Here is a 23,252-nt window from a genome sequence, read left to right on the forward strand (position 1 = left end):
CGGCACACAACACAATAGCTTGCGTTTCAACACCGGACGGCGTAACAACATATAGTGTGCTACGCCGTTTTTCATGCCCACGCAGCCATGCCGTCGTCGTCGAACACCGTTTCAGAAGGATGAGCGTTCCATGCAGCAGGAAAACATCGCCGCCATGGCGGAGCAGGACATCTCGCGCGAGGTGTTGCTGGAGAAATACGCCAAGAACGGCGAACAAAGCGTCAGCGAAGTCCGCCACCGTGTCGCCCGCGCGCTGGCCGCGCTGGAAAAAGACCCGGCCCGTTTCGAGCCGCTGTTTTTCGAGGCGCTGGACAAGGGCTTCATCCCGGGCGGCCGCATCAACTCCGCCGCCGGCACCGAACTCTCCGCCACGCTGATCAACTGCTTCGTGCAGCCGGTGGGCGACTCCGTCTCCGAAACCGAGCGCGGCAAGGTAGGCATCTACCAGGCGCTGCTGCAGGCGGCCGAAACCATGCGCCGCGGCGGCGGCGTGGGCTACAACTTCTCGCGCATCCGCCCCAAGGGCGCGCACGTGAAGGGCACCAATAGCCGCGCTTCCGGCCCGGTGTCGTACATGCGCGTGTTCGACCGCAGCTGCGAGACGGTGGAATCGGCCGGCGCCCGCCGCGGCGCGCAGATGGGCGTGCTGGATATCAGCCATCCGGACGTGGAAGACTTCATCCACGCCAAGGACCAGGGCGACCTGCGCAACTTCAATATCTCGGTCGGCGTGTCCGACGACTTCATGCGCGCGGTGGAAGCGGACGGCGACTGGCAGCTGACCCACGCGGTGCCGCCGAACTCCGACGCCTTCCCGGGCAGCTTCCAGCGCGAAGACGGCCTGTGGGTGTACCGCACCGTGCGCGCCCGCGAGCTTTGGCGGCAGATCATGGCCTCCACTTACGACCATGCCGAGCCGGGCGTGCTGTTCATGACCCGCATCAACCAGGACAACAATCTGTCCTACTGCGAAGTCATCGAATCCACCAACCCCTGCGGCGAACAGCCGTTGCCGGACTACGGCTGCTGCGACCTCGGCTCGATCAACCTCACCCGCCACGTGCGTGCGCCGTTCGGCGAGCAGGCCAGCTTCGACTTCAAGTCGTTCGAGAAAGTGGTGCGGATGGCCATCCGCATGCTGGACAACGTGCTGGACCTGACGGTCTGGCCCTTGCCGGAACAGCAGCGCGAGGCGATGAACAAGCGCCGCGTCGGCCTGGGCTTCACCGGCCTGGGCGACGCGCTGATCATGCTGAAGATACGCTACGACAGCGAGGAGGGCCGCCGCTTCGCCGCCCGCATCGCCGAAACCATGCGCGACGCGGCCTATGACGCGTCGGTGGACCTGGCCATCGAGAAAGGCGCCTTCCCGCTGTTCGACGCCGAGAAGTACCTGGCCGCGCCACACTGCGCCAGCCGGCTGCCGGAGAAGATCCAGGCGCGCATCCGCAAGCACGGCATCCGCAACTCACACCTGTTGTCCATCGCGCCCACCGGCACCATCTCGCTGGCCTTCGCCGACAATGCCTCCAACGGCATCGAGCCGCCGTTCTCGTGGTTCTACACCCGCAAAAAGCGGATGGCGGACAACACGCAGCAGGAATACCTGGTGGAAGACCACGCCTACCGCGTGTGGCGCATGCAGGGCGGCGACACCGCCAAACTGCCGGATTACTTCGTCTCCGCGCTGGAGATGAGCGCGCTGGACCATATGCGCATGGTGGCCGCCGTGGCCCCGTATGTGGACACCGCCATCTCCAAGACCGTCAACGTGCCGGCCGACTATCCGTTCGAGGACTTCGAGAGCCTGTACCTGGAAGCCTGGCGCGCGGGCCTGAAGGGCATCACCACCTACCGGCCCAACAATGTGCTGGGTTCGGTGCTGTCGGTGGAGCCGGCGCAATCCGCCGCCGCGCCGCAGGACCTGTCCGGCGCCGCCAGCGACCCGGACCGCCGCGTCACGCTGAACACCGCGCCGACGCCGGCGCTGTCCAGCCTGAAATGGCCGAACCGCCCCAAGCTGAAGGAAGGCAACCCGTCCTGGACCTTCATGGTGGAAGGTGATGCCGGCGATTTCGCCGTGGTGGTGGGCCATATGGAAAACGGCCGCGCCACGCCATTTGAATGCTGGGTCAACGCCACGGACGAACAGCGCGGCCTGTCCGCCATCGCCAAGACCCTGTCGATGGACATGCGCTGCCGCGACCGCGCCTGGCTGGCCGCCAAGCTGGACGCGCTGTCGCGCACCAATGGCGACAAGCGCTACCGCTTCGCGCTGGGCGACAAGACCATACACGCCACCTCGGCCGCCGCCGCGCTGGGCCAGGTGGTGCGCCACCGCGTGGAGCAATTGGGCGCGCTGACGCTGGAAGCCGGCGAAGCCACGCCGGTGATGGACGCCCTGTTCGCGCGCAAGGAGCCGAAGTCCGGCAGCGACGGCACCATGAGCTGGTCGGTGGATGTGGTGAACCCGCAAACCGGCGACGACTTCGTGCTGTTCGTCAAAGAGCTGGTGCTGCCCAATGGCAAGCGCCGCCCGTACTCGGTATGGCTGGCGGGCGCGTATCCGCGCGAACTGGACGGCCTGTGCAAGATGCTGTCGCTCGACATGCGGGTGATCGACCCGGCCTGGATCGGCCTGAAGCTGCGCAAGCTATTGAACTACGCCGAGCCGCAAGGCGACTTCTTCGCCCGCATCCCGGGCATGGAAAAATCGCAAAGCTGGCCGTCCACCGTCGCCTACCTGGCGCGGCTGATCATCCACCGCTACGCCATGCTGGGCGTGCTGACCGAAGAAGGCGTGCCGGTGGAGGAAATGGGCGTGATGGTGCCGGAACAGAGCGACCTGTTCGCCCTGGAAGCGCCATCCATGCTCAAGCCGCTGGCCGGCAAGGCCTGCCCGGAATGCGGCAACCACGCCTTGATCAAGAAGGACGGCTGCGAGTTCTGCACCGCCTGCGGCCATGTGGGGGCCTGCGGCTAAGTCAGGCTCCATCTTTCAAGCAGGCCCCGCGTCGATATGGCCCGGGGCCTTTTTGCCGCCCGCTCGCGCCGGCTGCCGCGCCGCCTCGGCGACCAGGCCGCGCAGCCATTGCAGCGCCGGGTCCCTATCCTTGACCGCGTGCCAGAACATCGATAATTCAAACTCCGGCGACGGCAGCGGCAAGGGATGGGCATGCAGATTCTGGCAATCGGCCCAATGATGGGCCAATGCCGAAGGCACGCTGGCCAGCGCCTCCACTTCGCGCAGCAGGCTGGGCAAGGCGCTGAATTGCTGGGTGGTGTACTGTACCCGCCGCTGCAGTCCTTGTTCCGCCAGCAATTGATCGATGCCGCTCTGGAAGACGCCGCGGTAGGTGACCAATAGGTGGGGATGCGCGATGTAGTCTGACAGCGACAGCCCACCCTCAAACCGCAGCCGCGCGGCGTGGTGCACGCAACTGAAACCCATCTTTGCCAGCGGCTGGCTGCGCATCCATCCCGGCTCCGCCCGCAGCGTGGCGATGCCCAGCTCCATTTCATGCCGCTCCAGCATGGCCGCGGCCTGAAAGGGGTCGGTAGCCTTGACCGCAATCCGCATCCCCGGCGCCTGGCGGCGCAATTCGGCGAACACCCGCGGCATCAGCCAGACTTCCACCCAATCCGGCATCGCCAGCGTGAAAGTGCGCTCGGCGCGGGCCGGATCGAAACGTTCGGCCTGGAACAACGCCGCCTGCACCCCTTGCAGCGCCGGCAGCAGCTCGGCCTCCAGCCGCAAGGCGCGCGGTGTCGGCTCCATGCCGGCCGCGGTGCGCACCAGCAGCTCGTCGTCGAACAGGCTGCGCAGCCGCGCCAGCGCGCCGCTCATTGCCGGCTGCCCCAGGTAAAGCTGCTCGGCAGCGCGCGAGACGCTGCGCTCGCGCATCAACACCAGAAAAGCCACCAACAGATTGAGATCGACGCCCCTGAAATCTCTTTCGCTGATAGTCATTATCTTTCCAATCGATTTGAACGATATGACTGCGTATTGGAACATGCAGGCAAGCCCAACGGCAAATCGCCGCGGACATACCAAACAGGAGCCATCATGAAAGTCAGCCGAAAAATGCAAACCCTCGCCGCCAGCCTGGCGCTCGCTACCGCCGCCACCGCGCTGCTGCCCGTCTCCCCCAGCTACGCGGCGGCGCCGCAAGTTCGCGCCCAAGCGCCCGGCTATTACCGGATGATGCTGGGCCAGTTCGAGGTCACCGCCGTCTCGGACGGCACGGTGAAAGTCCCGCTGGACAAGCTGCTCAACGGAGAGGAACCGCAACAGATCCGCCGCCTGCTGGAAGACGGCTTCCAGAAGCCGGACCAGGCGGAAACCTCGATCAACACCTTCCTGATCAATACCGGCGGCAAACTGCTGCTGGTGGACAGCGGCGCCGGCAAGCTGTTCGGCGCCAATGTAGCCGGCCGTCTGCAGCAAAACCTGCGCGCCGCCGGCTACCGTCCCGAAGACATAGACGCGGTGCTGCTCACCCATGTCCACCTCGACCACTCCGGCGGCCTCTCCATGGCTGGCAAGCGCTTATTCCCCAACGCCGACATTTATCTGAGCCAGAAAGAAGCCGATTTTTGGCTGAATCCAGCCAACAAGGCCAAGGTGGAGGGGCCGCGCCCGTCCGGTTTCGACCAGCGCAAGGGGTTCGACCAAGCGCAGGCTTCGCTGGTGCCCTATCTGGCGGCCGGAAAAGTGAAAACCTTCGAACCCGGCGTCGAACTGTTCCCGGGCATCCGCGCCATCGCCACCCCCGGCCACACCCCGGGCCATGTCTTCTACGAAGCGAGCAGCGACGGCGCCCGCATGCAGTTCTGGGGTGACGCCGTGCACGCCCAGCAGGCGCAATTCGCGCACCCGGAGATCGCCATCGATTTCGACGTCGACTCGGCAAGCGCCATCGAACAGCGGCACAAGGCCTTTGCCGATGCCGCTGCCCACGGCTACTGGGTGGCCGCCGCGCACATCTCCTTCCCTGGCATTGGCCATGTGCGCAACGACACTCGCGCTTTTGCCTGGGAACCGGCCAATTACAGCCTGGAACGACTCAACTGAAGCCTGGCGGCGAAAAGGCCCTGGAAACTTTCCAGGGCCTTTCGTCGGGAGCAAGGCCGGGTTCAACGGCTAGAGCAAATGCAGTTGATGTAGGAGCCGCCCTGCAGCATATTGATCAGGCCCACGCTGTATTGCGGGTCGAGCGCCAGGCTGCCGTCTGAGCATCCGGGCATGCCATGTTCGCGGACATAGTCCTGCGCGACGTAATCCGCGCCGTGCATGGCCAGATTGCGCTCGCGCATATGGATGTTGCGGGTTCCCATGCCATCCAGCCGCAGCGACAGGCCGTGGCTCCCGAAAAAGGTATCGGAGGCGCGGCATACGCCCAGGCACGTCGCATTGGAGCCGGGCTCGTCGGAAAACTCGCTGACAAGCAGCCGATTGGCGTCGGGATTGCTGCCGCCTCCATGCGCCACCAGAAAACGCTGGACGGACCCCTCCAGCGTATCGAAGACAAAAAAACGAGGCTCAGTCGACGGCAGACCATAGTCCACCACCGCCCAATACAAGAGGCTGGCGCGCGGATAGCGTTCCCGCTGCACCGCCAGCATATCCAGCACCGCGGCATCGGGCAGCGCCTCCTGGCGGCATAGCCGCAACAATGTTGCCTCCAGTTCGTCCACCCTCGTCCCCCGCGGTTTCGTCGTTGCGGCCTGTCTGATGATTCGCCTGTCCATTCGTTTTTCATTCTAGCCCCAGGCCTACACCTGGCAAGCGCAGGGACGATAGTAAAAACCGCAAACTCCGCCAGCCGCGAACAGTCCAAGCTCGACGCCGCCGGCATGCTTGTCTACAGTAGGCGGCAGGCTCAGGATGGGCCGCCATTGAACGATGAGGATTGCGATGAAAGCTTTTGGCAAGAAACCGGACGGCGCGCGGCTGGAGCGGATGCGCGCCTCGCCCATGTGGGCTGGCGACGGCTTCCGCAACATCTATCCCATAGCGCCCGGCCTGCGCGATCCGAATGTGAAAATGCCGTCGCTGAAGGACTTTCTGTGCGGCGGCGAGCGGCGCGTGCCGACCGGGCCGCTGCCCACGCTGGACCCGAGGCATGCCTGGCGCAAACCGCCTGAATCCGGCCTGCGCGCCACCTGGCTGGGCCACTCCAGCGTGCTGATCGAAATCGACGGGCTGCGCCTGCTGACCGACCCGGTATGGGGACCGCGCGCCTCGCCCACCCGCCTGGCCGGACCCAAGCGCTTCCAGCCGGCGCCGGTGAAATTGAAGGAACTGCCGCCGCTGGATTTGGTCCTGGTCTCGCACGACCATTACGATCATCTGGACTATCCCACGATACGCGAGCTGGCCAAAACGCCGGCGCCTTTCGTCACCTCGCTGGGCGTCGGCGCCCATCTGGAAGCCTTCGGCGTGCCGCGCGAGCGCATCACCGAACTGGACTGGTGGGAGAGCTACCAGCACCCCGGCTCGGAGCTCGTCGTCACCGCCACGCCGTCGCAGCACTTCTCCGGCCGCGGCCTGAAAGACCGCAACGCCACGCTGTGGTCCTCGCTGTCGATGCGCACCTCGCGCCATTCCGTCTTCTTCAGCGGCGATACCGGCTTGACCGGCCAGTTCGAGGAGATTCGGGACAGGCTGGGCGCCTTCGATCTGGTGATGCTGGAAGTAGGCGCCCATCATCCCGCCTGGGGCGACATCCACCTGGGCCCCGACAACGCGCTCAAAGCGCTGGAGCTGCTGGGCGGCGGTGCCTTCCTGCCGGTGCACTGGGGCACTTTCAACCTGGCGATGCATGCCTGGGATGACCCGGCCGAAACGCTGCTGGCCAGCGCCGAGCGGCACAATGTCCGGCTATTGATGCCGCGCCAAGGCGAGGCTGTGGAGCCGGCCCATGCCGAACGCGCCGCGCCATGGTGGCGCGGGGTGGATAGCGTCGCCCTGCCCCAGGAGTCCAGCGCGGCAGAGGCCGATGCCGCGGTGCCCAAGTCCATGCCCTGGCCGCTGGACTGATCTACGCCACAGCCCTAGGGGCTGTTGACGTTTGGTGAGCGGTCGCGCCGGCATGCGTTTTGCGGCGAATCGAGGCGTTTCGCGCGCCGCATAGTCATTCTCTGCCAGCGCGGAACAACGAAGAGTCGGCGCGAAAGGCGCCCGGCCCTGCGGGTTTGGCCGCTTTGGTCCGGAAGCCGCGTTGCCCAGTCCTTGCATAGAATGACTATGCGTCGGACTGTGCGCCTTGCTTCCGGTCCAAATCGGCGCAAACGCGATCCACTCACCAAATGTCAACAGCCCCTAGACCAAAATGTAAAAATCAAAAGTCCGTGCACTTTTCCCATTGAGCATTGACTCCAAGCGCGTATATTGCATATTGCTGATAAGTGATGGCTTCTTTTTAAACCATTTACTTTCCAGCAAGCTGCCGCACCCAATTCGACGCGCATTAAGGAGAAAATGCATGAAGAAGACGCTTACCGCAGTTTCCGCGCTGGCCGTAACGGCGGCCTGCCTGAGCAGCCCTGCCGTTCAGGCCCGCGCCTTTGCGCCGTATGTGGACATGACGCTATGGCCAACACCGCAAATCGACAAGATCGGCGTCAACCAAGGCATTCAGCAGTTCACGCTCGCCTTCGTCGTCGCTCAGAATGGCTGCAACCCGTCTTGGGGCGGCGTGCTGCCGATTCCCGGCTCCAGCAGCGATCAGCAATCCAGCGCCATCAGCGCCGGCATCACCAATTTCCGCGCCAAGGGCGGCGAGGTGATGGTGTCCTTCGGCGGCGCCAACGGCACGCCGCTGCAGCAGGCCTGCACCAACAATGCCAGCTTGCAGGCGGCCTACCAGAAGGTGCTGGACACTTACAATCTGAACCGCATCGATTTCGACATCGAAGGCGCGGCGCAAACCGACGCGGCCGCCAATAGCCGCAATTTCGCCGTGGTGGCGGCGCTGCAGAAAAGTTATAAAGCCAAGGGCAAAACGCTGCATGTGTCGCTGACGCTGCCGGTGATGCCCTTCGGTCTGACCCAGGACGGGCAGAACGTGCTCAACTCGGCCTTGAGCAATGGCGTGGCGCTGGACACCGTCAACATCATGGCCATGGACTACGGCCAGCACACCGCCGACATGGGCACAGCCGCCAAGCAGGCGGCGCAGGCGCTGTACGGCCAACTGGACACCGCCTACAAGGCGCATGGCCAGACGCTGACCGACGCCCAACTGTGGCAAAAGGTGGGCGTGACGCCGATGATAGGCCTGAACGATACCCAGCCGGAAACCTTCACCGTAGCCAACGCCACCAGTCTGTACGGCATGGCCAACAGCAATAACTTCGGCGTGCTGTCCATGTGGTCGGTCAGCCGCGACAAATCCTGCCCGGGCAACGGCAGCTATGTGGACTCGCAATGCTCCGGCATCGTGCAGGCGCCTTACGCCTTCAGCAATGTGTTCAAAGGCTTCAAAGACCACTGGGGCAGCGGCGTCACCCAGGACCCTAACTATGGCGGCGGCAGCGACGGCGGGCCGGTGAACGGCCAGCCGTGGTCGGCCGGGCAAACGTACAACACCGGCAATACCGTGACCTATGCCGGCGCCACCTGGACGGCGCAATACTGGACCCAGGGCAATACGCCGGGCCAATCCGCGCCCTGGCGGCAAACCGCCGGACCGCTGCAGCCATGGAACGTCAATGTGGCGTATCAGGGCGGCGACTGCGCCAGCTATCAGGGCGCCAAATACTGCGCCAAATGGTACGCGCAAGGCATCGTGCCAACCGCAGGCGATCCGTGGTACCGCGCCAACTGATCCCCAACGGCTTGATCAGCAAGGCCGGGCCTATGCCCGGCCTTTTTGCATGATGGCTGCGCCTGGGTCCCTACAAAAACGGCTTACAGGCTTGGAAACGCGAACTGCGAGGCCTCGTGGCTGGCGCGTTGCGGCCAGCGCTGGGTCACCGCCTTGCGCCGGGTATAGAAGCGCACGCCGTCGGGGCCGTAGGCGTGCAGATCGCCGAACAGCGACCGCTTCCAGCCGCCGAAGCTGTGGTAGGCCACCGGCACCGGCAGCGGCACGTTGATGCCGACCATGCCCACCTCCACCGTGTCGGCGAACAGGCGCGCTGCTTCGCCGTCGCGGGTGAAGATGCAGGTGCCGTTGCCGTATTCGTGGGCATTGATCAGCGCGATCGCCTCTTCCAGGCTGTTTACGCGGACCACGCACAGCACCGGACCGAAGATTTCTTCCTGATAAATGCGCATCTGCGGCGTCACGCGGTCAAACAGGCAGCCTCCGAGGAAGAAACCGCCCTCGTGGCCCGGCACCGCGATGCCGCGCCCATCCACCACCAGTTCCGCGCCGGCCGCCACGCCGTCGGCGATGTAGCCGCTGACCTTGTCCAGATGCGCGCGCGTGACCAGCGGCCCCATGTCCAGGCCCGGCGACGTGCCCGGCCCCACTTTCAAAGCTTTGATCTGCGGCGTGAGTTTCGCGATCAGCGCGTCGGCGGCTTGATCGCCGACGCAGACGGCGACCGAGATGGCCATGCAGCGCTCGCCGCAGGAACCGTAGGCCGCGCCCATCAAGGCGTTGACGGTGTTGTCGAGGTCGGCGTCCGGCAGCACCACCGCGTGGTTCTTGGCCCCGCCCAGCGCCTGCACCCGCTTGCCGCGGCGGCTGCCCTCGGCGTAGATGTATTCGGCGATGGGCGTGGAGCCGACGAAGCTGACGGCCTTGACCTCAGGCGCGGCCAGCAGCGCGTCCACCGCCTCCTTGTCGCCATGCACCACGTTAAGCACGCCACGGGGCAAACCGGCCTCGTGCAGCAGGCGGGCGATCAGCAGGGTGGAGCTGGGGTCGCGCTCGGACGGCTTGAGGATGAAGGCATTGCCGCAAGCGATGGCCAGCGGATACATCCACAGCGGCACCATGGCCGGGAAGTTGAACGGCGTGATGCCGGCCACCACGCCCAGCGGCTGGAAATCGCTCCAGGCGTCGATGGCGGGGCCCACGTTGCGGCTGTACTCGCCCTTCAGCAACTCCGGCGCGGCGCAGGCGTATTCCACGTTCTCGATGCCGCGCTTCAGTTCGCCGGCGGCGTCTTCCAGGGTCTTGCCATGCTCTCGGCTGATCTGCGCCACGATCTCGGCTTCGTGCTGCTCCAGCAGCTGCTTGAAGCGGAACAGTATCTGCGCGCGCTTGCCCGGCGGCGTATCGCGCCAGGCAGGAAACGCCGCCTGGGCGGCGGCCACCGCCTGCGCCACGGTAGCCGCATCGGCCAGCGGCACTTCATGAATGGCCTCGCCGGTGGACGGGTTGAAAACCGGGGCGCGGCGGCTGCCGCCGTCGCAGGCCTCGCCGTGGATTAGATGCTGCAAAGTGCTCATGTTCGGAATCTCTTGCTGAATGAAAATCGTCGGGTCAGGGCAGCTGGGACAGGGTCTCGCCGACTGCGTCGAACAAGCTGTCCAGCTCTGGCGGCGTGGCGGTGAACGGCGGGCCGAACTGCAGCGCGTCCCCGCCGTAACGGACGTAAAAGCCCTTGCGCCATAGCTTCATCGCCGCTTCAAATGGCCGGACAATCATGTCGCCATCGCGCGGAGCCAGTTGCACCGCGCCGGCCAGGCCGCAATTGCGGACGTCCGCCACATGCGGCAGGCCCTTCAGGCCATGGATGCCGCGCTCAAAGTGCGGAGCCAGTTCCGCCGCGCGCGCTACCAGCTGTTCGTTTTCCAGCACATCCAGCGCGGCCATGGCGGCGGCGCAGGCCACCGGATGGGCCGAATAGGTGTAGCCGTGCGGAAACTCGACCGCGTATTCCGGCGTGGTCTGCGCCATGAAGGCTTCGTAGATGTCCGTAGCTGCGATCACCGCGCCCATCGGCACTGCGCCATTGGTCAGCTGCTTGGCCACATTCATGATGTCGGGCGTCACACCGAAATATTCCGCGCCGAACATCGCTCCCATGCGCCCAAAGCCGGTGATCACCTCATCGAAAATCAGCAGAATGTTGTGCTGGGTGCAAATGTCTCGCAGCCGTTGCAGATAGCCCTGCGGCGGCACGATGACGCCGGCGGAGCCGGCCATGGGCTCGACAATCACTGCGGCGATATTCGATGCGTCGTGCAGCTCGATCAGTCGCAGCAAATCGTCTGCCAGCTCCACGCCGTGGACCGGCATGCCGCGGCTGAAAGCGTTGGCCGGCAGCAAGGTGTGCGGCAAATGGTCCACATCCAACAGCGGGCCGTACAACTTGCGGTTGCCGTTCATGCCGCCCAGGCTGGTGCCGGCGATGTTGACGCCATGGTAGCCGCGGGCGCGGCCGATCAGCTTGGTCTTGGACGCCTGGCCTTTCAAGCGCCAGTAAGCGCGCGCCATTTTCACCGCGGTATCGGCGCACTCGGAACCGGAGTTGGTGAAGAACACATGGTTCAGCGCGCCTGGCGCCATCGCCGCCAAGCGCTCGGCCAGCTTGAACGACAGCCGGTGGCCAAACTGGAAGCCAGGCGAATAGTCCAGCGTGGACAGCTGGCGGTAGGCCGCCTCGGCGATTTCCTTGCGGCTATGGCCGGCGCCGCAGCACCACAGGCCGGACAGACTATCAAAAATGCGGCGGCCGTCGGCGTCGGTCAGATAATTGCCCTCGCCGGCGACGATCAATCGCGGATCGCGCTGGAAATTGCGATTGGCGCTGAACGGCATCCAGTGCGCGCGCAAGTCGAGGTGGTCGAGTTCGGAACGGGTGGTGAGCGGATGCATCGCAGGCCTCGCTGGCAGGAGTATGGCCACAGCATGCACCGGACATTGGGTGAGTTAAATGCTATCTTTCTTATGTTCAGATTAGATAAAACTCAACCAATGAACCGCAAGCCCGCGCTGGGACAAGTCAGCGATTTCGATATCCGCCTGCTGCGGCTGTTCCGTACCGTGGCGGAATGCGGCGGCTTCTCCGCCGCCGAAGGCGTATTGGGCATCAGCCGCTCCGCCATCAGCCTGCAAATGGGCGATCTGGAAAAACGGCTGGGCATCCGGCTATGCCAGCGCGGCCGCGCCGGCTTCGCCCTCACCGACGAGGGCCGTGAAGTGCTGCGCGCCAGCCAGACCGTGCTGGCGGCGCTGGAAGACTTCCGCAGCGAGGTCAACTTGCTGCACCGCCAGCTGCGCGGCGAGCTGAACATCGGCATCGTCAACAATCTGGTGACCTTGCCGAAGATGCGCATCACCCGCGCGCTGCAGGCGCTGAGCGAACAAGGCCCTGAAGTGCGGATCAATATCGGCATGATGACGCCCAGCGATATCGAAACCGGGCTGCTGGACGGCCAGCTGCACGCCGGCGTGGTGCCGCTGATCCAGCCGCTGTCCGGGCTGGACTACCTGCCGCTGTACGAAGAGCGCTCCCAGCTGTATTGCAGCCGCGAGCATCCGCTGTTTCCGCAGCCAGACGGCGCCATCGGCGAGGCGGACCTCGCCCGCGCCGACGCCATCGTCCCCGGCTACCGGCTGCCGCCGCAAGCGCAGGCCCTGCAGCAGCGGCTGAAGCCGGCCGCCACCGCATCGGACCGCGAAGGCATCGCCTTCCTGATCCTCACCGGCCGCTACATCGGCTATCTGCCGGACCATTTCGCCGCCGGTTGGGTGACGCAAGGCCTGATGCGGCCGCTGCTGCCGAACGTCTGCTTCTACGACGCGCCGCTGGCGCTGGCGGTGCGCAAGGGCCGCCGCGCCAATCTGGTGCTGGAGCGTTTCCTGCAGGAACTGGAGCGAACCAGCTGATCCTGAGAAATCAGGGGATGAACTGACAGATTCGCGCAACCAAGCGCTCAAGGTCGTCATTCTTGAATTCCAGGCCGGATTGGGCATGGCATGCGCCGCCGCGAGACTCCACCACCAGCCATCGGCCGAGGGGAAACAAGCCGAACAGACGTCGCCCCCGCATCAAACGAACGGAGGCGATCTCCTCCAGCGGCACGCGCCACCGCACGACATCGCCACGTAGCACGGACACGCCATGCTCATCGAACACGATGCGCGCCGGCTTGAGCCTTCTGCCTGAAAACCGCTCCAGAATGCTCATTTCAGGAACCATCCGTACTCCCCGCGACACACCCGCCGCTCAAGCCAGCCCCAACAACGCGATGCCCAGCGCCGCCGGCAGACCCTGCACGAACAGAATGCGCCGGTTGACGGTGGCGGCGCCGAACAACCCCGCTACCAGGACGCAGCCGAGGAAAAACAGCTTGATCTCGAAACCGGCCGGCCCAAGCCACAGCCCCCACAGTAGACCAGCGGCGAGGAAACCGTTGTACAGGCCCTGGTTGGCGGCTAGCACCTTGGTTTCCCTTGCTTTCTCGGGCGTCAGCCGGAAGGTCTTCATCCCCAGCGGCTTGTCCCACAGAAACATTTCCAGCGCCAGGAAATACAGATGCAACAAGGCCACCACGGTGATCGCCAGATTTGCAGCCATGCTCATAGGTCTGCCTCCATATCGTTCCTCTCCGGCGGCGCCATGCACGCCCGCCTCCATTCATTTAGAATGAACAATACACTCCTTACCTCATCTTGACGATGCCACCACACCCCTGCACTTGCCACGGTCTGATCGATACCCGCTTCGGCCTGGTCGCCGCCTGGCTGAACCGCGACGGCGCGCTGATCCGGCTGATTTTCCATCCCAGGCCGGAGCAAGTGGCCGCACACGCCTGCCGGCGCGACGACGCGGCGCTGGCCGAGGTGGCCCGCCAACTGGCGGAGTACCAATCCGGCGCGCGGCGCGACTTCGACCTGCCGCTAGACCCGCAAGGCACGCCGTTCCAGCAACAGGTGTGGGCGGCGCTGCGCGGCATCCCGTATGGCCACACCGTCAGCTATGGCGAGCTGGCCAAGGCGCTGGGCCATCCGGACGGCGCTCGCGCCATCGGCCGCGCCAACGCCACCAACCCCATCGCGCTGATCGTGCCCTGCCACCGGGTGCTGGGCACCGACGGCAGCCTCACCGGCTACGCCGGCGGCCTGCCGCTGAAAGCCGCGCTGCTGCGCTTTGAGCTGGAGCGCACCGCGCCGCCCGGACTGTTCAGCGCTTGAAGCCGCCGCCATCGGCGGCCGTCTCCGCTCCTGCGATTTCGCTCCGCACCTTGCATTTCATACGCGCCAAACACGGTTCATCCCTCTGATTGCGCAGTCCGTCGCATGTCGATGTCGCCCCACGATCCGCTCTCCTACAGTCACATCACACACCAACCAGGAGAGCATCATGACTTACCTCGACATCGCCTCAGCCTTGGACGCCCTCAACCAGTTCTGCCATCATATGCCTCTGTACTTCGCACAGGCGCTAAACGGATTAGCCGCCATCGAATGGGGACATGCCGTCTCGTCCTTGCTGCTGACCATTCTGGCCTGCAACGCCCTGATCGTGCCCCTGGTATTGATCTGGCTGGCGGTGGACCTGTCCCTGCCCAAGCTGAAGCGGTACCGCCAACGTCTGACCCTGCCGGCACCGCGCAAAGAGGTGAAAATTGGATAATCAAAACCACACGACGCCTTGGCGTGAGGATTTCAGCATGATCCTGAAAACCGTAGAAAAGGGCTGGTGGGGCTTCGTCGACATGGTGGCGCGGCTGGGCTGGGGACGGCTGATGTTGACGCTGCTGCTGATCATGATGCTGGGCGGCATTCTGAATATCGAACACATGACGCTGCTGCTGTCCCTGGTCGCCATCCTGGTGAAGGTGCTGGCCATCGGCAAGCACCGGGCAGAGCAAGAGGCGGACCGCGCCATCGCCCGCAGCGAAAAAGCGGAGCAGCAGGCCGAGCTGGAAGCGCTGCAGCGCCAGCTGGCGGAAACGCGGATGAGCGCGCTGCAGGCGCAGATCGAACCGCACTTTCTGTTCAACACCCTGTCCTCGGTGTGCCAGTTGATGGAAACCGCGCCGGACAAGGCGGTGGTCATGCAAAAGGCGCTGATCCGCTATCTGCGCTCTTCGCTGCCGGAATGGCGCGATTCGCCGGGCGAAACCCGCCTGGGACAGCAAGTGGAATTGTCGCGCGCCTATCTGGAAATCATGCAGTTGCGGATGGAGGACAGGCTAAAGGTTTGCATCAAGGTGCCGCCGTCGCTGCAAAGCGCCCGTTTCCCGGTGATGATGCTGCAAACCCTGGTGGAGAACGCCATCAAGCACGGCCTGGAACCCAAGGCAGAAGGCGGAGCCATCGAGGTGGACGCCAAGGTGCTGGACGGCAAGCTAAGGCTGACGGTGCGCGACGACGGCGTCGGTTTCCCGGACCAGCCCGGCCAGGGCATGGGCCTGGCCAATATCCGCGAGCGGCTGTCCCTGCTGTACGGAACCGAGGCCGAGCTGGTGTTGGAAGCGCCGGAGGACGGCGGCACGCTCGCCACCATCGCCATGCCGTTTGCCCTGGTTTAACGAGGAAAAACCATGAACACGCTTAGCGCCTTGATCGCCGACGACGAAAGATTGATGCGGGAACAGCTGCGAATGGCGCTAGGCCGGGTCTGGCCGGAGCTCGATATCGTCGCCGAAGCCCAGGACGGGAAACAAGCGGAGGAGCTGGCCCGCCAGCACCAACCGGACCTGATTTTCCTGGACATCACCATGCCGGCGCAAAGCGGCATCGAGGCGGCGATCGCGCTAAACGGGCAGTATCCCATCGTGTTCGTTACCGCCTACGATCAGTACGCGGTCCAGGCGTTTGAGGAAGGCGCCATCGACTACTTGCTCAAGCCGGTGGAAGACGCCCGGCTGCTGCGCACGCGCCAGCGCTGGGAGCAGAAGCAGCCGCCGCTGCCGCAGGATTGGCAAAGCACCTTGTTGAAGCTCAGCCGCCAATTGGACAAGCCGGAATACCTGCGCTGGATACGCGCCTCGGTGGGCAACAGCCTGCGCCTGATCAGCATCGATGAGGTGCTGCTGTTCCAGTCGGACGAGAAATACACCCTGGTGCAAACCGCCAATTGCGAAGCGCTGATCCGCACCCCGCTGAAGGAATTGCTGCCGCAACTCGATCCCGAGCAGTTCTGGCAAGTGCACCGCGCCACCCTGGTGCGGGTGGCTGCGATAGAAGAAGTGCGCCGCGGCGAACGCGGCCTGCTGCTGAAACTGCGCGCTTACGGCCCGCTGGTGGAAGTGAGCCGCAGCTACGCGCATCTGTTTCAGCGGATGTAAGGCTTGGGACTGTTGACGTCCCAAACGTCAACAGCCCCTACTCCAGCCTGAACGCCAGCGTGGTCTGCTGCAGCCGCTCCGCCACCACAGCCAGCTCGCGCGTGGCTTGCGAGAACACATCCACGGCCAAGCCGTTTTCCTTGGACATCTCGGCGATGGACTCCACCCGGCCGGCCAGCTCGGTGCTGGCCTGGCGCTGCTCGCCCACCGCCATGGCGATCTCGCCGATGGCGGCCACCACTTCCGCCGCCCGCTCCTCCACCGTGCTGATGGTGGCGGACGCGCTTTCCGCCGCCACCACCACGTCGGACACGATCTGCCGGCTGCCGCGCATGCCGTCCACCGCCACCCGCGCGCCGTCCTGGATCTTGCCTATCATATTGGTGATTTCCTGGGCCGAGGTGGTGGTGCGCTCGGCCAGCTTGCGCACCTCGTCCGCCACCACCGCGAAGCCGCGCCCCTGCTCTCCGGCGCGCGCCGCCTCGATCGCTGCGTTCAAGGCCAGCAGATTGGTCTGATCGGCCACGTCCTTGATCACGGTGGCGATGCTGCCGATCTGCTGCGCCTGATCGGACAGCGACTCCAGGCTCTCCGCGGAATGCGTCACGCTGTCGTTGACCTTGCGCACCCGCACCGTGGATTCCTGCACTTCCTTGTTGCCGGCCTTGGCTTGCTGGCCGGCGTCCGCCGCCTGTTGGTTGGCCTGGGCGGCATTGCTGGCGCACAGGTCTATGCTGACCGTCAATTGCTCGATAGACGCCGCCGCGCTGGAAGTGGCGTTGACCTGCTGGCCTATGCTGGCGCTGACCTGTTCGGTCGACGCCGCCAGTTGCTCCGAGGTGGCCGCCACGCTGCCGGCGGAGCGGATGATCTCGCCCACGGTCTTGCGCAGCCGCTCCTGGGTATCGGCCAGCGATTGCATCATCTTGGCGATTTCATCCTTGCCTTTGGGAACAATCCTGCCGGTCAGATCGCCCTCGCCCATCTTTTCCATCGCCCTGGAGGCTTCCTCCAGGCTGCCCACGATGCCTCTCTGCACCAGCAGCCCCAATGCAACCAGAATGATCAAGCCCACCAGCAGCACGCTGATGGCCAGCGTCCGCACCGACTGGTAGTTGCTTTGCGCATCCTCCAGCCCCTTGTCGGCCAGCTTGATATTGATGTCGGACAGCTCGCGCAGGATGTCGGCTGCAGCGGTAAACAAGGGCCGGCACTGCTTGGCCATGATCTGCAGAGCCTTCTTGTTGTTCTCGCCATTGCCGGTATCGTTGTAACTCAGCTCCCGCACCTGCTTGCACGGCCCCTCCATCGCCTCCCAGGCCGCGTCGAAACGCTTGAGTCCGTCTACTTCTGGCGGCGTCAATTGAGTCTTGCGGTACTGGTCGAGAAAACCCTTCATCGCCGCTTCGTACTTGTCGCGATTGGCTTGTATCTGATCCATCACCGGCTTCTCGCTTTCCGCGATATAACGGTAATCGCCGCGATTCACATAAAGCGCCTGAATCGAAGCCTGCCCCAGCAGGTAAACCGGCTTCAACATATTGTCGTGCATGTCGGTGGTGAGATCGAACATCTTCGAGGCGCCGTTCATGCCGTTGACGCCGATGATCAGCGCGGACAGGATGCCAAGCAGGATCAAACCGAAAATCTTCAGCCGAATGCTGAATTGGGCAAGTAAATGGTTCACGCTACGCTCCCAACCAGTTAGGTGGATACACATAGCGTTTTAGTTGCAATCAGAACCAATCACCAGTCATGATTTGCGCCGCAAAACCATGCGGCGCGACAGCCCGGGCCGGTTGACGCTTGCCGAGGGGTCGCGAAAGGCGCCCGGCCCTAGGGGCTGTTGACGTTTGCTGAGCGGTCGCGCCGGAGCGCATTTCGCGACGAATCGAGGCGTTTCGCACGCCGCATAGCATTCTCTGCCAGTGCGGAACAACGAAGATTCGGCGCGAAAGGCGCCCGGCCCTGCGGGTTTGGCCGCTTTTGGCCGGATCCTGCGTTGCGCAGTCCTGGCATAGAATGACTATGCGGCGGACTACGCGCCTTGCCTCCGGCCAAAATCGGCGCAAACGCGATCCACGCAGCAAACGTCAACAGCCCCTAGCGGTTTGGCGAAGCGCGAACGCGATCCGCGCGGCAGACGTCAACGGCCCCGAGGCTCAACCCTCCCGCAAACGCTTGCGGTAGAAGATGCGGCTATGTCCTGGCGGGTAGTCTTCCAGCTCGCCGAAGCGTTGATAACCCAGGCTTTCGTAGAACTTGGGCGCCTGGAAGCTGTGGGTATCCACCCACGCGCCAATGCAGCCGCGGGCGCGGGCCTCGGCTTCGGCCTGTTCCATCATTCGCCGTCCCAAACCCAGGCCGCGCGCGCCGGTCGGCGCGGACAGCAGTTCGGTATACAGCCAGCCGTAACGAGTATAGCCCCACAACCCGCCCACAACCTGGCCGGCTTCATCCTCAATCCGGATCACCAGCGGCCTATGGTCGCCAGGACCGATTTGCCCTTCGTTGTAGGCGATCAAGGGCGCCACAATGGCGGCCCGGGTTTCGGCTTCTGCCACATCGCTCAACACGGTTTGGTACTGCATGCTTCACTCGCTTTATTGTCATTGTTGAAAAACTGGGATCGTCGCCGCGCGCAAGGTGGCAGGTCCGGCATCCGCCGCCTCAATCGCCGACGACGATGCCCATGCCGCGGCCGCGCGGGTCGGAGGCGGTTTCCGTCACCGCGCCGTCCACCCGCACCGCCTGGATGTCGCCCATGCGCCAGCCCTGATCCTGCAGCGTGTAGCCCAGCGACCGCAACTGGTCCGCCACCGGGCCGGTCAAGGGCGCGTACTCGTCGTAATAAATGGTGTCCTTGGGCAGCAACTGGTGATGCACGCGCTGCGCCGCCACCGCCAGCTGCAGCGGCATGTCGAAGTCATATAGATTGTTCAGCACCTGGAAGATGGAAGTGAAGATGCGCGAACCGCCCGGCGTGCCGATCACCAGCGTCACCTTGCCGTCGCGGGTGACGATGGTGGGCGTCATCGACGACAGCATTCGCTTGCCCGGCGCGATGGCGTTGGCGTCCTTGCCCACCACGCCAAAGGCGTTGGCCACGCCGGGCTTGGCGCTGAAATCGTCCATCTCGTCGTTGAGCAGGAAGCCGGCGCCCTTCACCACCACGCCGCTGCCGAAATCGAAATTCAGCGTATAGGTATTGGCCACCGCATTGCCCCAGCGGTCCACGACGGAGAAGTGCGTGGTCTGGTGCGGCTCCAGCCCCGGCTGGATGTCCGGCGTGGCGGAGATCGCTCGCGGATTGATCTCCGCCGCGCGGCGCTTCAAGTAGCCCGGGTCGACCAGCGCGGCCGCCGGCGCGTCCACGAAGTCCGGATCGCCCAAGTAGTCGGCGCGGTCGGCGAACACGCGCTTTTCGATCTCCGCCAGCAAATGGATGTAGCGAGGGGAATTCAGCGTGACGCCGGCGAAGTCCGCCGCGCGGTTCTCCTTGATGCCCAAGAGCTGCGCCAAGGCCACGCCGCCGGAGCTGGGCGGCGGCGCGGTATAAATGACGTTGCCGCGCCAATCGATGCGGATGGGATCGCGCCAGCGCGCGCGGTAGTCTTTCAGATCCTCGGCCGAGATCAGGCCATGATCGCGCTTCATCTGCGCCACCAGCAACTGGGCGGTCTGGCCCTGATAGAAATCAGCCGCGCCGTAGCGGGCGATGCGCTTCAAGGTAGCGGCCAGCTCCGGCTGGCGGAAGGTCTCGCCCGCCTTCATCTTGCCAAAGTACTGCGCGAAATTGGTCTTGCCGGCAAACAGTTGCACCGCTTCGCCGCGGTACTGGAACTGGCGGTCGGCCACGGTGAAGCCGCGCTCGGCGTAGCGGATGGCCGGCTCCACCAGCTGGCGCCACTTGAGCTTGCCGAAACGCTGATGCGCCTGCCACAGCCCCATCACTGTGCCCGCCACGCCGGCGGCGCGGGCGCCGACCAGGCTCATATGCGGCACCACCTTGCCGTCCGCGTCCAGATACATGTCGCGGCTGGCCGCCTTGGGCGCTGTTTCGCGGTAGTCGAGGAAATAAGGCTTGCCATCCTGGTAGATGGTCATGAAGCCGCCGCCGCCGATATTGCCGGCTTCCGGATAGGTGACGGCCAAGGCGAAGGCCGTGGCGACCGCCGCATCCACCGCGTTGCCGCCAGCCTTCAGCACATGCGCCGCCACTTCGGCGCCGTAGCGGTCCGGCGACGCCACCGCGCCCTGGCCAGCATGAGCCGGCAGGCCGCACAGCAGCAGACAGCCAACAGTGAGCAGACGAGTCAAGACTTCCGGGCGCATGCGATTCCTCCACAATGGTTTGCCGATAACATGCTTATGCCATCAATCGCCGCCATCCGACAAATGTTTTTCATACTGCGGCCACGCGCCGGCAAGCGTGGCAAACGGATGCGGCAAGGCTCGCCGGCGTGCCCTCAGCAAGCGTCAACCACCTCGCAACGGTTTATAAAGACTGGAGGAGAGCCCTTTTCTTTGCCCACGGCCGCAAATGGAAACGCCATCATGATCAAGCCGATTGCCAGCGGCTGCCTGCTGCTATTGCTGTATGGATTGAGTCCACATGCTTGCGGGCAGTTGCCCGAAACCGTGCGCATCTGCGTGGACGCGGAGGAGTGGCCGCCGTTCTTCTATTTCGAGCGCGAGGGCACACGCGTCACTCAGCGCAATATCGGTTACACCGTTGACTATTTGCAGGCCATCTTTGAGCAAGCGCGGCAAAAGTACACGGTGACGCGGATGAGCTGGATTCGCTGCCAAGCGGAAGTGAAGAGCGGCAATCTGGACATGACGGTGGATGCGGTCAGTTCGCCGGAACGGGAGCAAGCCTACTTGCTCAGCAAGACCTATTACTACACCACCGGCATCTACTTCTTTTCGCGCGCCCGGCCTATGCCCAAGATACATAGCCAAGCCGACCTGAAAACCCTGCATGTCTGCGGCCAGCACGGCTACGCCTACCAGCCGTTCGGCTTGGGACCGCAGGACGTGGACACCACACCGTACACGCTGTCCGCCGCGATGATGCAACTCAAAGCCGGCCATTGCGACGCGGTGCTGGAAGAAAAGGAAGTGGCGATTGGCATGGCGGCAATCGGCCTGACCAATTATCTGAAGCACCCGGACTTCGGCTACCGCGAGGTGCCGGGCATGGCCGGCTCCGACTACCACATGCTGATCAGCCGCCAGGTGCCCTACGCCAGCCAGCTGCTACGGCTGGTTGATGCCGGCATCAACGATGAACTGTCCGCCCGGCTGCGCCGGAAAGATGTGGACCCCATATTGGATCTGCGCCAATAGCACCCGCTCGCCTTGCGTAAGGAGGGTCAGGCCGCCGCGCCGTCCAGCGCCGCGCGCAATGCCCTCACCTCGTCCACCGCCGTTTCCTTGCGCAGGTATTCATCGGCGCCCGGCGCGCCCATGCTCAAGCCCGGCTGGCGATAGCGCATGCCGCTGGCCACCGCGGCGCGCGCCGAGGCGTGGAATTCATGGCAGCCGGTGCGGCGCGCCAGCTCGGCGATATTGGCCGCGCGTACCCCTGCGCCCGGCATCACGATCAACCGTTGGCCAGCCTGCTGGCGCAACAGGGCCAGCAAGTCTGCGCCGTCCAGCGCCGTAGTGGCCTGGCCGGAGCTGAGCAGCCGGGCGCAGCCGGTGGCGATCACCTCTTCCAATGCGCGGATCGGATCGCGCGCCATGTCGAAGGCGCGGTGGAAGGTCACGCTCATCGTCCCGGCCAGGCCGACCAGCTCGCGCGTGCCCGGCCCGTCGATGTCGCCATCGGCCGTCAACATGCCCAGCACCACGCCGTTTACGCCCAGCTTGCGGCAGAGTTCGATGTCGCGGGCCATGGTTTCGAATTCCAGCGCGGTGTACAGAAAATCGCCGCCGCGCGGGCGGATCAAGACATTGAGGTCTATGCCCAGGCTATCCCGCGCCAGCGCCACCGTGCCGTAGGACGGCGTGGTGCCGCCTTCCAGCAGGTTGTCGCACAGTTCGACGCGCTGCGCGCCGCCCTGCTGCGCCGCCAGACAGGACGCCAGCGAACCGGCGCAGATTTCCAGAATCGATTGCATGGCTTTCTCCTTTGCTTACCCTATCTGACTGACTCTCCATGCGCGGCAAAGGTGCCGCCCAAAGGCAAAAAAAACGCCGACACGCAGTGCCGGCGGCGGTCAGGGAGAATGACGCGATGAAAAAAATCAGGTGACTTTCAGCCCGCGGCTGGCGAACAGCGCGCGCGCATGGGCGGCCTGGGCCGCCGTGGGAATCGGCGTATCGTTCAGCTGGTATTCCATGCCCAGCTGCGCCCATTTGTCCTTGCCCAATTGATGGAAAGGCAGCACTTCCACCCGCTCCACCAGATCGCCCAGTTCGGCCACGTAGTCGGCCAGGCGCTCGATATCGGCGTCGCCGTCGGTCAGGCCCGGCACCAGCACGTAGCGTATCCACATTTTCTTGCCAAGCCGCTTCAGGCGCTGGGCGAAGTCCAGCGTCGGCTGCAAGGGCTGGCCGGTGAGCGCCAGGTATTTGTCGGGGTCGGAATGCTTGATGTCCAGCATCACCAGGTCGACATCGTCGAACCATTCGTCCGACACCCGCTCGTGCAGAAAACCCTGGGTGTCCAGCGCGGTGTGCAGGCCATAGCGTTGCTTGATCTGATGGAACAGCTCGCCTACAAACTCGTGCTGCATCAGCGGCTCGCCGCCGGAAATGGTGACGCCGCCGGCAAACTTCAAAAAGCGCGCGTAGGTGGCCACTTCGGACAGCGCCTGCTCCACGGTCACCTGGCGGCCGTTGTGCAGCTTCCAGGTATCCGGGTTGTGGCAGTACAGGCAGCGGAACTGACAGCCCGAAACGAAAAACACGAAGCGCATGCCGGGGCCGTCCACGCCGGCGCCGCTCTCGGTGGAATGCAGATAGCCTATGGTTTCGGCCTTGACGGATGCTTCGGTGTGGTCAGCGGCAATAGGTGGGGTCATGCCGTATCTCCGGT

At 64.4% G+C, this 23,252-nt stretch carries 21 protein-coding genes; 10 read left to right on the plus strand and 11 right to left on the minus strand.

Annotated elements, in window-relative coordinates:
• Positions 1 to 130 precede the first annotated feature (130 nt).
• Positions 131 to 2,983 carry an adenosylcobalamin-dependent ribonucleoside-diphosphate reductase gene (locus tag C2134_RS01830; protein ID WP_103317079.1) on the plus strand — a complete coding sequence of 951 codons (2,853 nt, stop codon included), beginning with the start codon at positions 131 to 133 and terminating at the stop codon, positions 2,981 to 2,983.
• A gap of 15 nt (positions 2,984 to 2,998) precedes the next feature.
• Here C2134_RS01830 and C2134_RS01835 read toward each other — a convergent pair whose 3' ends face one another.
• On the minus strand, positions 2,999 to 3,970 hold the full coding sequence (locus tag C2134_RS01835) for a LysR family transcriptional regulator (protein WP_103317081.1): 972 nt from the start codon (positions 3,968 to 3,970) through the stop codon (positions 2,999 to 3,001).
• Positions 3,971 to 4,066: 96 nt separating this feature from the next.
• Between C2134_RS01835 and C2134_RS01840 the strand changes: the two genes are divergently transcribed.
• Complete coding sequence (locus C2134_RS01840; protein WP_199179849.1) at positions 4,067 to 5,074, plus strand: MBL fold metallo-hydrolase; 1,008 nt, start codon at positions 4,067 to 4,069, stop codon at positions 5,072 to 5,074.
• Positions 5,075 to 5,136: 62 nt separating this feature from the next.
• Here C2134_RS01840 and C2134_RS01845 read toward each other — a convergent pair whose 3' ends face one another.
• On the minus strand, positions 5,137 to 5,697 hold the full coding sequence (locus C2134_RS01845) for a murein L,D-transpeptidase catalytic domain-containing protein (RefSeq protein WP_158248667.1): 561 nt from the start codon (positions 5,695 to 5,697) through the stop codon (positions 5,137 to 5,139).
• A gap of 220 nt (positions 5,698 to 5,917) precedes the next feature.
• Here C2134_RS01845 and C2134_RS01850 point away from each other — a divergent pair, with 220 nt between their 5' ends.
• Both C2134_RS01850 and C2134_RS01855 read left to right on the plus strand, forming a co-directional pair.
• Positions 5,918 to 7,042 (plus strand): MBL fold metallo-hydrolase, encoded by a 1,125-nt coding sequence (locus C2134_RS01850; RefSeq protein ID WP_103317088.1) that lies wholly within the window; start codon positions 5,918 to 5,920, stop codon positions 7,040 to 7,042.
• Positions 7,043 to 7,487: 445 nt separating this feature from the next.
• Positions 7,488 to 8,831, plus strand: a complete 1,344-nt coding sequence (locus tag C2134_RS01855) for a chitinase (RefSeq protein ID WP_103317090.1) — start codon at positions 7,488 to 7,490, stop codon at positions 8,829 to 8,831.
• Between the two features lie 83 nt (positions 8,832 to 8,914).
• Here C2134_RS01855 and C2134_RS01860 read toward each other — a convergent pair whose 3' ends face one another.
• Entirely contained in the window at positions 8,915 to 10,408 is a 1,494-nt protein-coding gene (locus C2134_RS01860) for a CoA-acylating methylmalonate-semialdehyde dehydrogenase (RefSeq protein WP_103317092.1), read from the minus strand.
• Positions 10,409 to 10,442: 34 nt separating this feature from the next.
• A complete protein-coding gene (aptA, locus tag C2134_RS01865; RefSeq protein ID WP_103317093.1) occupies positions 10,443 to 11,780 on the minus strand; it encodes an omega-aminotransferase AptA in 1,338 nt (445 codons plus the stop codon).
• 99 nt (positions 11,781 to 11,879) lie between these two features.
• On the opposite strand from aptA, the gene C2134_RS01870 reads away from it, so the two are divergent.
• Positions 11,880 to 12,794 (plus strand): LysR family transcriptional regulator, encoded by a 915-nt coding sequence (locus C2134_RS01870; RefSeq protein ID WP_103317095.1) that lies wholly within the window; start codon positions 11,880 to 11,882, stop codon positions 12,792 to 12,794.
• 10 nt (positions 12,795 to 12,804) lie between these two features.
• Here C2134_RS01870 and C2134_RS01875 read toward each other — a convergent pair whose 3' ends face one another.
• Together C2134_RS01875 and C2134_RS01880 are read right to left on the minus strand one after the other, a co-directional pair.
• Positions 12,805 to 13,095: a hypothetical protein gene (locus C2134_RS01875; RefSeq protein ID WP_146042061.1), complete on the minus strand. Its 291-nt coding sequence runs from the start codon at positions 13,093 to 13,095 to the stop codon at positions 12,805 to 12,807.
• A gap of 39 nt (positions 13,096 to 13,134) precedes the next feature.
• A complete protein-coding gene (locus tag C2134_RS01880; protein ID WP_103317099.1) occupies positions 13,135 to 13,491 on the minus strand; it encodes a DUF1304 domain-containing protein in 357 nt (118 codons plus the stop codon).
• Positions 13,492 to 13,586: 95 nt separating this feature from the next.
• Between C2134_RS01880 and C2134_RS22090 the strand changes: the two genes are divergently transcribed.
• From C2134_RS22090 to C2134_RS01900, 4 genes are all read left to right on the plus strand, one after another.
• Positions 13,587 to 14,102 (plus strand): methylated-DNA--[protein]-cysteine S-methyltransferase, encoded by a 516-nt coding sequence (locus C2134_RS22090; protein ID WP_103317101.1) that lies wholly within the window; start codon positions 13,587 to 13,589, stop codon positions 14,100 to 14,102.
• A 169-nt stretch (positions 14,103 to 14,271) separates the two neighbouring features.
• The gene (locus C2134_RS01890) at positions 14,272 to 14,544 is read left to right on the plus strand and encodes a hypothetical protein (RefSeq protein ID WP_103317102.1); all 273 of its coding nucleotides are present in this window, start codon (positions 14,272 to 14,274) and stop codon (positions 14,542 to 14,544) included.
• A 37-nt stretch (positions 14,545 to 14,581) separates the two neighbouring features.
• The gene (locus C2134_RS01895; protein WP_103317104.1) at positions 14,582 to 15,445 is read left to right on the plus strand and encodes a sensor histidine kinase; all 864 of its coding nucleotides are present in this window, start codon (positions 14,582 to 14,584) and stop codon (positions 15,443 to 15,445) included.
• Between the two features lie 12 nt (positions 15,446 to 15,457).
• Positions 15,458 to 16,204, plus strand: coding sequence for a LytR/AlgR family response regulator transcription factor (locus tag C2134_RS01900; RefSeq protein WP_103317106.1), 747 nt, complete (start codon positions 15,458 to 15,460; stop codon positions 16,202 to 16,204).
• Between the two features lie 37 nt (positions 16,205 to 16,241).
• Here C2134_RS01900 and C2134_RS01905 read toward each other — a convergent pair whose 3' ends face one another.
• From C2134_RS01905 to ggt, 3 genes are all read right to left on the minus strand, one after another.
• Positions 16,242 to 17,891 carry a methyl-accepting chemotaxis protein gene (locus C2134_RS01905; protein WP_158248668.1) on the minus strand — a complete coding sequence of 550 codons (1,650 nt, stop codon included), beginning with the start codon at positions 17,889 to 17,891 and terminating at the stop codon, positions 16,242 to 16,244.
• A gap of 475 nt (positions 17,892 to 18,366) precedes the next feature.
• Positions 18,367 to 18,795, minus strand: a complete 429-nt coding sequence (locus C2134_RS01910; protein WP_103317110.1) for a GNAT family N-acetyltransferase — start codon at positions 18,793 to 18,795, stop codon at positions 18,367 to 18,369.
• 79 nt (positions 18,796 to 18,874) lie between these two features.
• Entirely contained in the window at positions 18,875 to 20,539 is a 1,665-nt protein-coding gene (ggt, locus tag C2134_RS01915; protein ID WP_103317111.1) for a gamma-glutamyltransferase, read from the minus strand.
• Positions 20,540 to 20,761: 222 nt separating this feature from the next.
• Here ggt and C2134_RS01920 point away from each other — a divergent pair, with 222 nt between their 5' ends.
• On the plus strand, positions 20,762 to 21,556 hold the full coding sequence (locus C2134_RS01920) for a substrate-binding periplasmic protein (RefSeq protein ID WP_158248669.1): 795 nt from the start codon (positions 20,762 to 20,764) through the stop codon (positions 21,554 to 21,556).
• Positions 21,557 to 21,582: 26 nt separating this feature from the next.
• Here the strand turns inward: C2134_RS01920 and C2134_RS01925 are convergent, their stop codons facing one another.
• Entirely contained in the window at positions 21,583 to 22,332 is a 750-nt protein-coding gene (locus tag C2134_RS01925) for a copper homeostasis protein CutC (protein WP_103317113.1), read from the minus strand.
• A 126-nt stretch (positions 22,333 to 22,458) separates the two neighbouring features.
• Complete coding sequence (gene pflA / locus C2134_RS01930; RefSeq protein ID WP_103317114.1) at positions 22,459 to 23,238, minus strand: pyruvate formate-lyase-activating protein; 780 nt, start codon at positions 23,236 to 23,238, stop codon at positions 22,459 to 22,461.
• Positions 23,239 to 23,252: the final 14 nt, after the last annotated feature.

The sequence above is a fragment of the Chromobacterium sinusclupearum genome (assembly GCF_002902845.1).
Lineage (GTDB): Bacteria > Pseudomonadota > Gammaproteobacteria > Burkholderiales > Chromobacteriaceae > Chromobacterium > Chromobacterium sinusclupearum.

Bases quoted from the DNA above. Each gene is read 5' to 3' on its own strand.
- C2134_RS01830 (WP_103317079.1), top strand. From the start codon at position 131: ATGCAGCAGGAAAACATCGCCGCCATGGCGGAGCAGGACATCTCGCGC.
- C2134_RS01835 (WP_103317081.1), bottom strand. From the start codon at position 3,970: ATGACTATCAGCGAAAGAGATTTCAGGGGCGTCGATCTCAATCTGTTG.
- C2134_RS01840 (WP_199179849.1), top strand. From the start codon at position 4,067: ATGAAAGTCAGCCGAAAAATGCAAACCCTCGCCGCCAGCCTGGCGCTC.
- C2134_RS01850 (WP_103317088.1), top strand. From the start codon at position 5,918: ATGAAAGCTTTTGGCAAGAAACCGGACGGCGCGCGGCTGGAGCGGATG.
- C2134_RS01855 (WP_103317090.1), top strand. From the start codon at position 7,488: ATGAAGAAGACGCTTACCGCAGTTTCCGCGCTGGCCGTAACGGCGGCC.
- C2134_RS01860 (WP_103317092.1), bottom strand. From the start codon at position 10,408: ATGAGCACTTTGCAGCATCTAATCCACGGCGAGGCCTGCGACGGCGGC.
- aptA (WP_103317093.1), bottom strand. From the start codon at position 11,780: ATGCATCCGCTCACCACCCGTTCCGAACTCGACCACCTCGACTTGCGC.
- C2134_RS01870 (WP_103317095.1), top strand. From the start codon at position 11,880: ATGAACCGCAAGCCCGCGCTGGGACAAGTCAGCGATTTCGATATCCGC.
- C2134_RS01875 (WP_146042061.1), bottom strand. From the start codon at position 13,095: ATGAGCATTCTGGAGCGGTTTTCAGGCAGAAGGCTCAAGCCGGCGCGC.
- C2134_RS01880 (WP_103317099.1), bottom strand. From the start codon at position 13,491: ATGAGCATGGCTGCAAATCTGGCGATCACCGTGGTGGCCTTGTTGCAT.
- C2134_RS22090 (WP_103317101.1), top strand. From the start codon at position 13,587: ATGCCACCACACCCCTGCACTTGCCACGGTCTGATCGATACCCGCTTC.
- C2134_RS01890 (WP_103317102.1), top strand. From the start codon at position 14,272: ATGACTTACCTCGACATCGCCTCAGCCTTGGACGCCCTCAACCAGTTC.
- C2134_RS01895 (WP_103317104.1), top strand. From the start codon at position 14,582: ATGATCCTGAAAACCGTAGAAAAGGGCTGGTGGGGCTTCGTCGACATG.
- C2134_RS01900 (WP_103317106.1), top strand. From the start codon at position 15,458: ATGAACACGCTTAGCGCCTTGATCGCCGACGACGAAAGATTGATGCGG.
- C2134_RS01910 (WP_103317110.1), bottom strand. From the start codon at position 18,795: ATGCAGTACCAAACCGTGTTGAGCGATGTGGCAGAAGCCGAAACCCGG.
- ggt (WP_103317111.1), bottom strand. From the start codon at position 20,539: ATGCGCCCGGAAGTCTTGACTCGTCTGCTCACTGTTGGCTGTCTGCTG.
- C2134_RS01920 (WP_158248669.1), top strand. From the start codon at position 20,762: ATGATCAAGCCGATTGCCAGCGGCTGCCTGCTGCTATTGCTGTATGGA.
- C2134_RS01925 (WP_103317113.1), bottom strand. From the start codon at position 22,332: ATGCAATCGATTCTGGAAATCTGCGCCGGTTCGCTGGCGTCCTGTCTG.
- pflA (WP_103317114.1), bottom strand. From the start codon at position 23,238: ATGACCCCACCTATTGCCGCTGACCACACCGAAGCATCCGTCAAGGCC.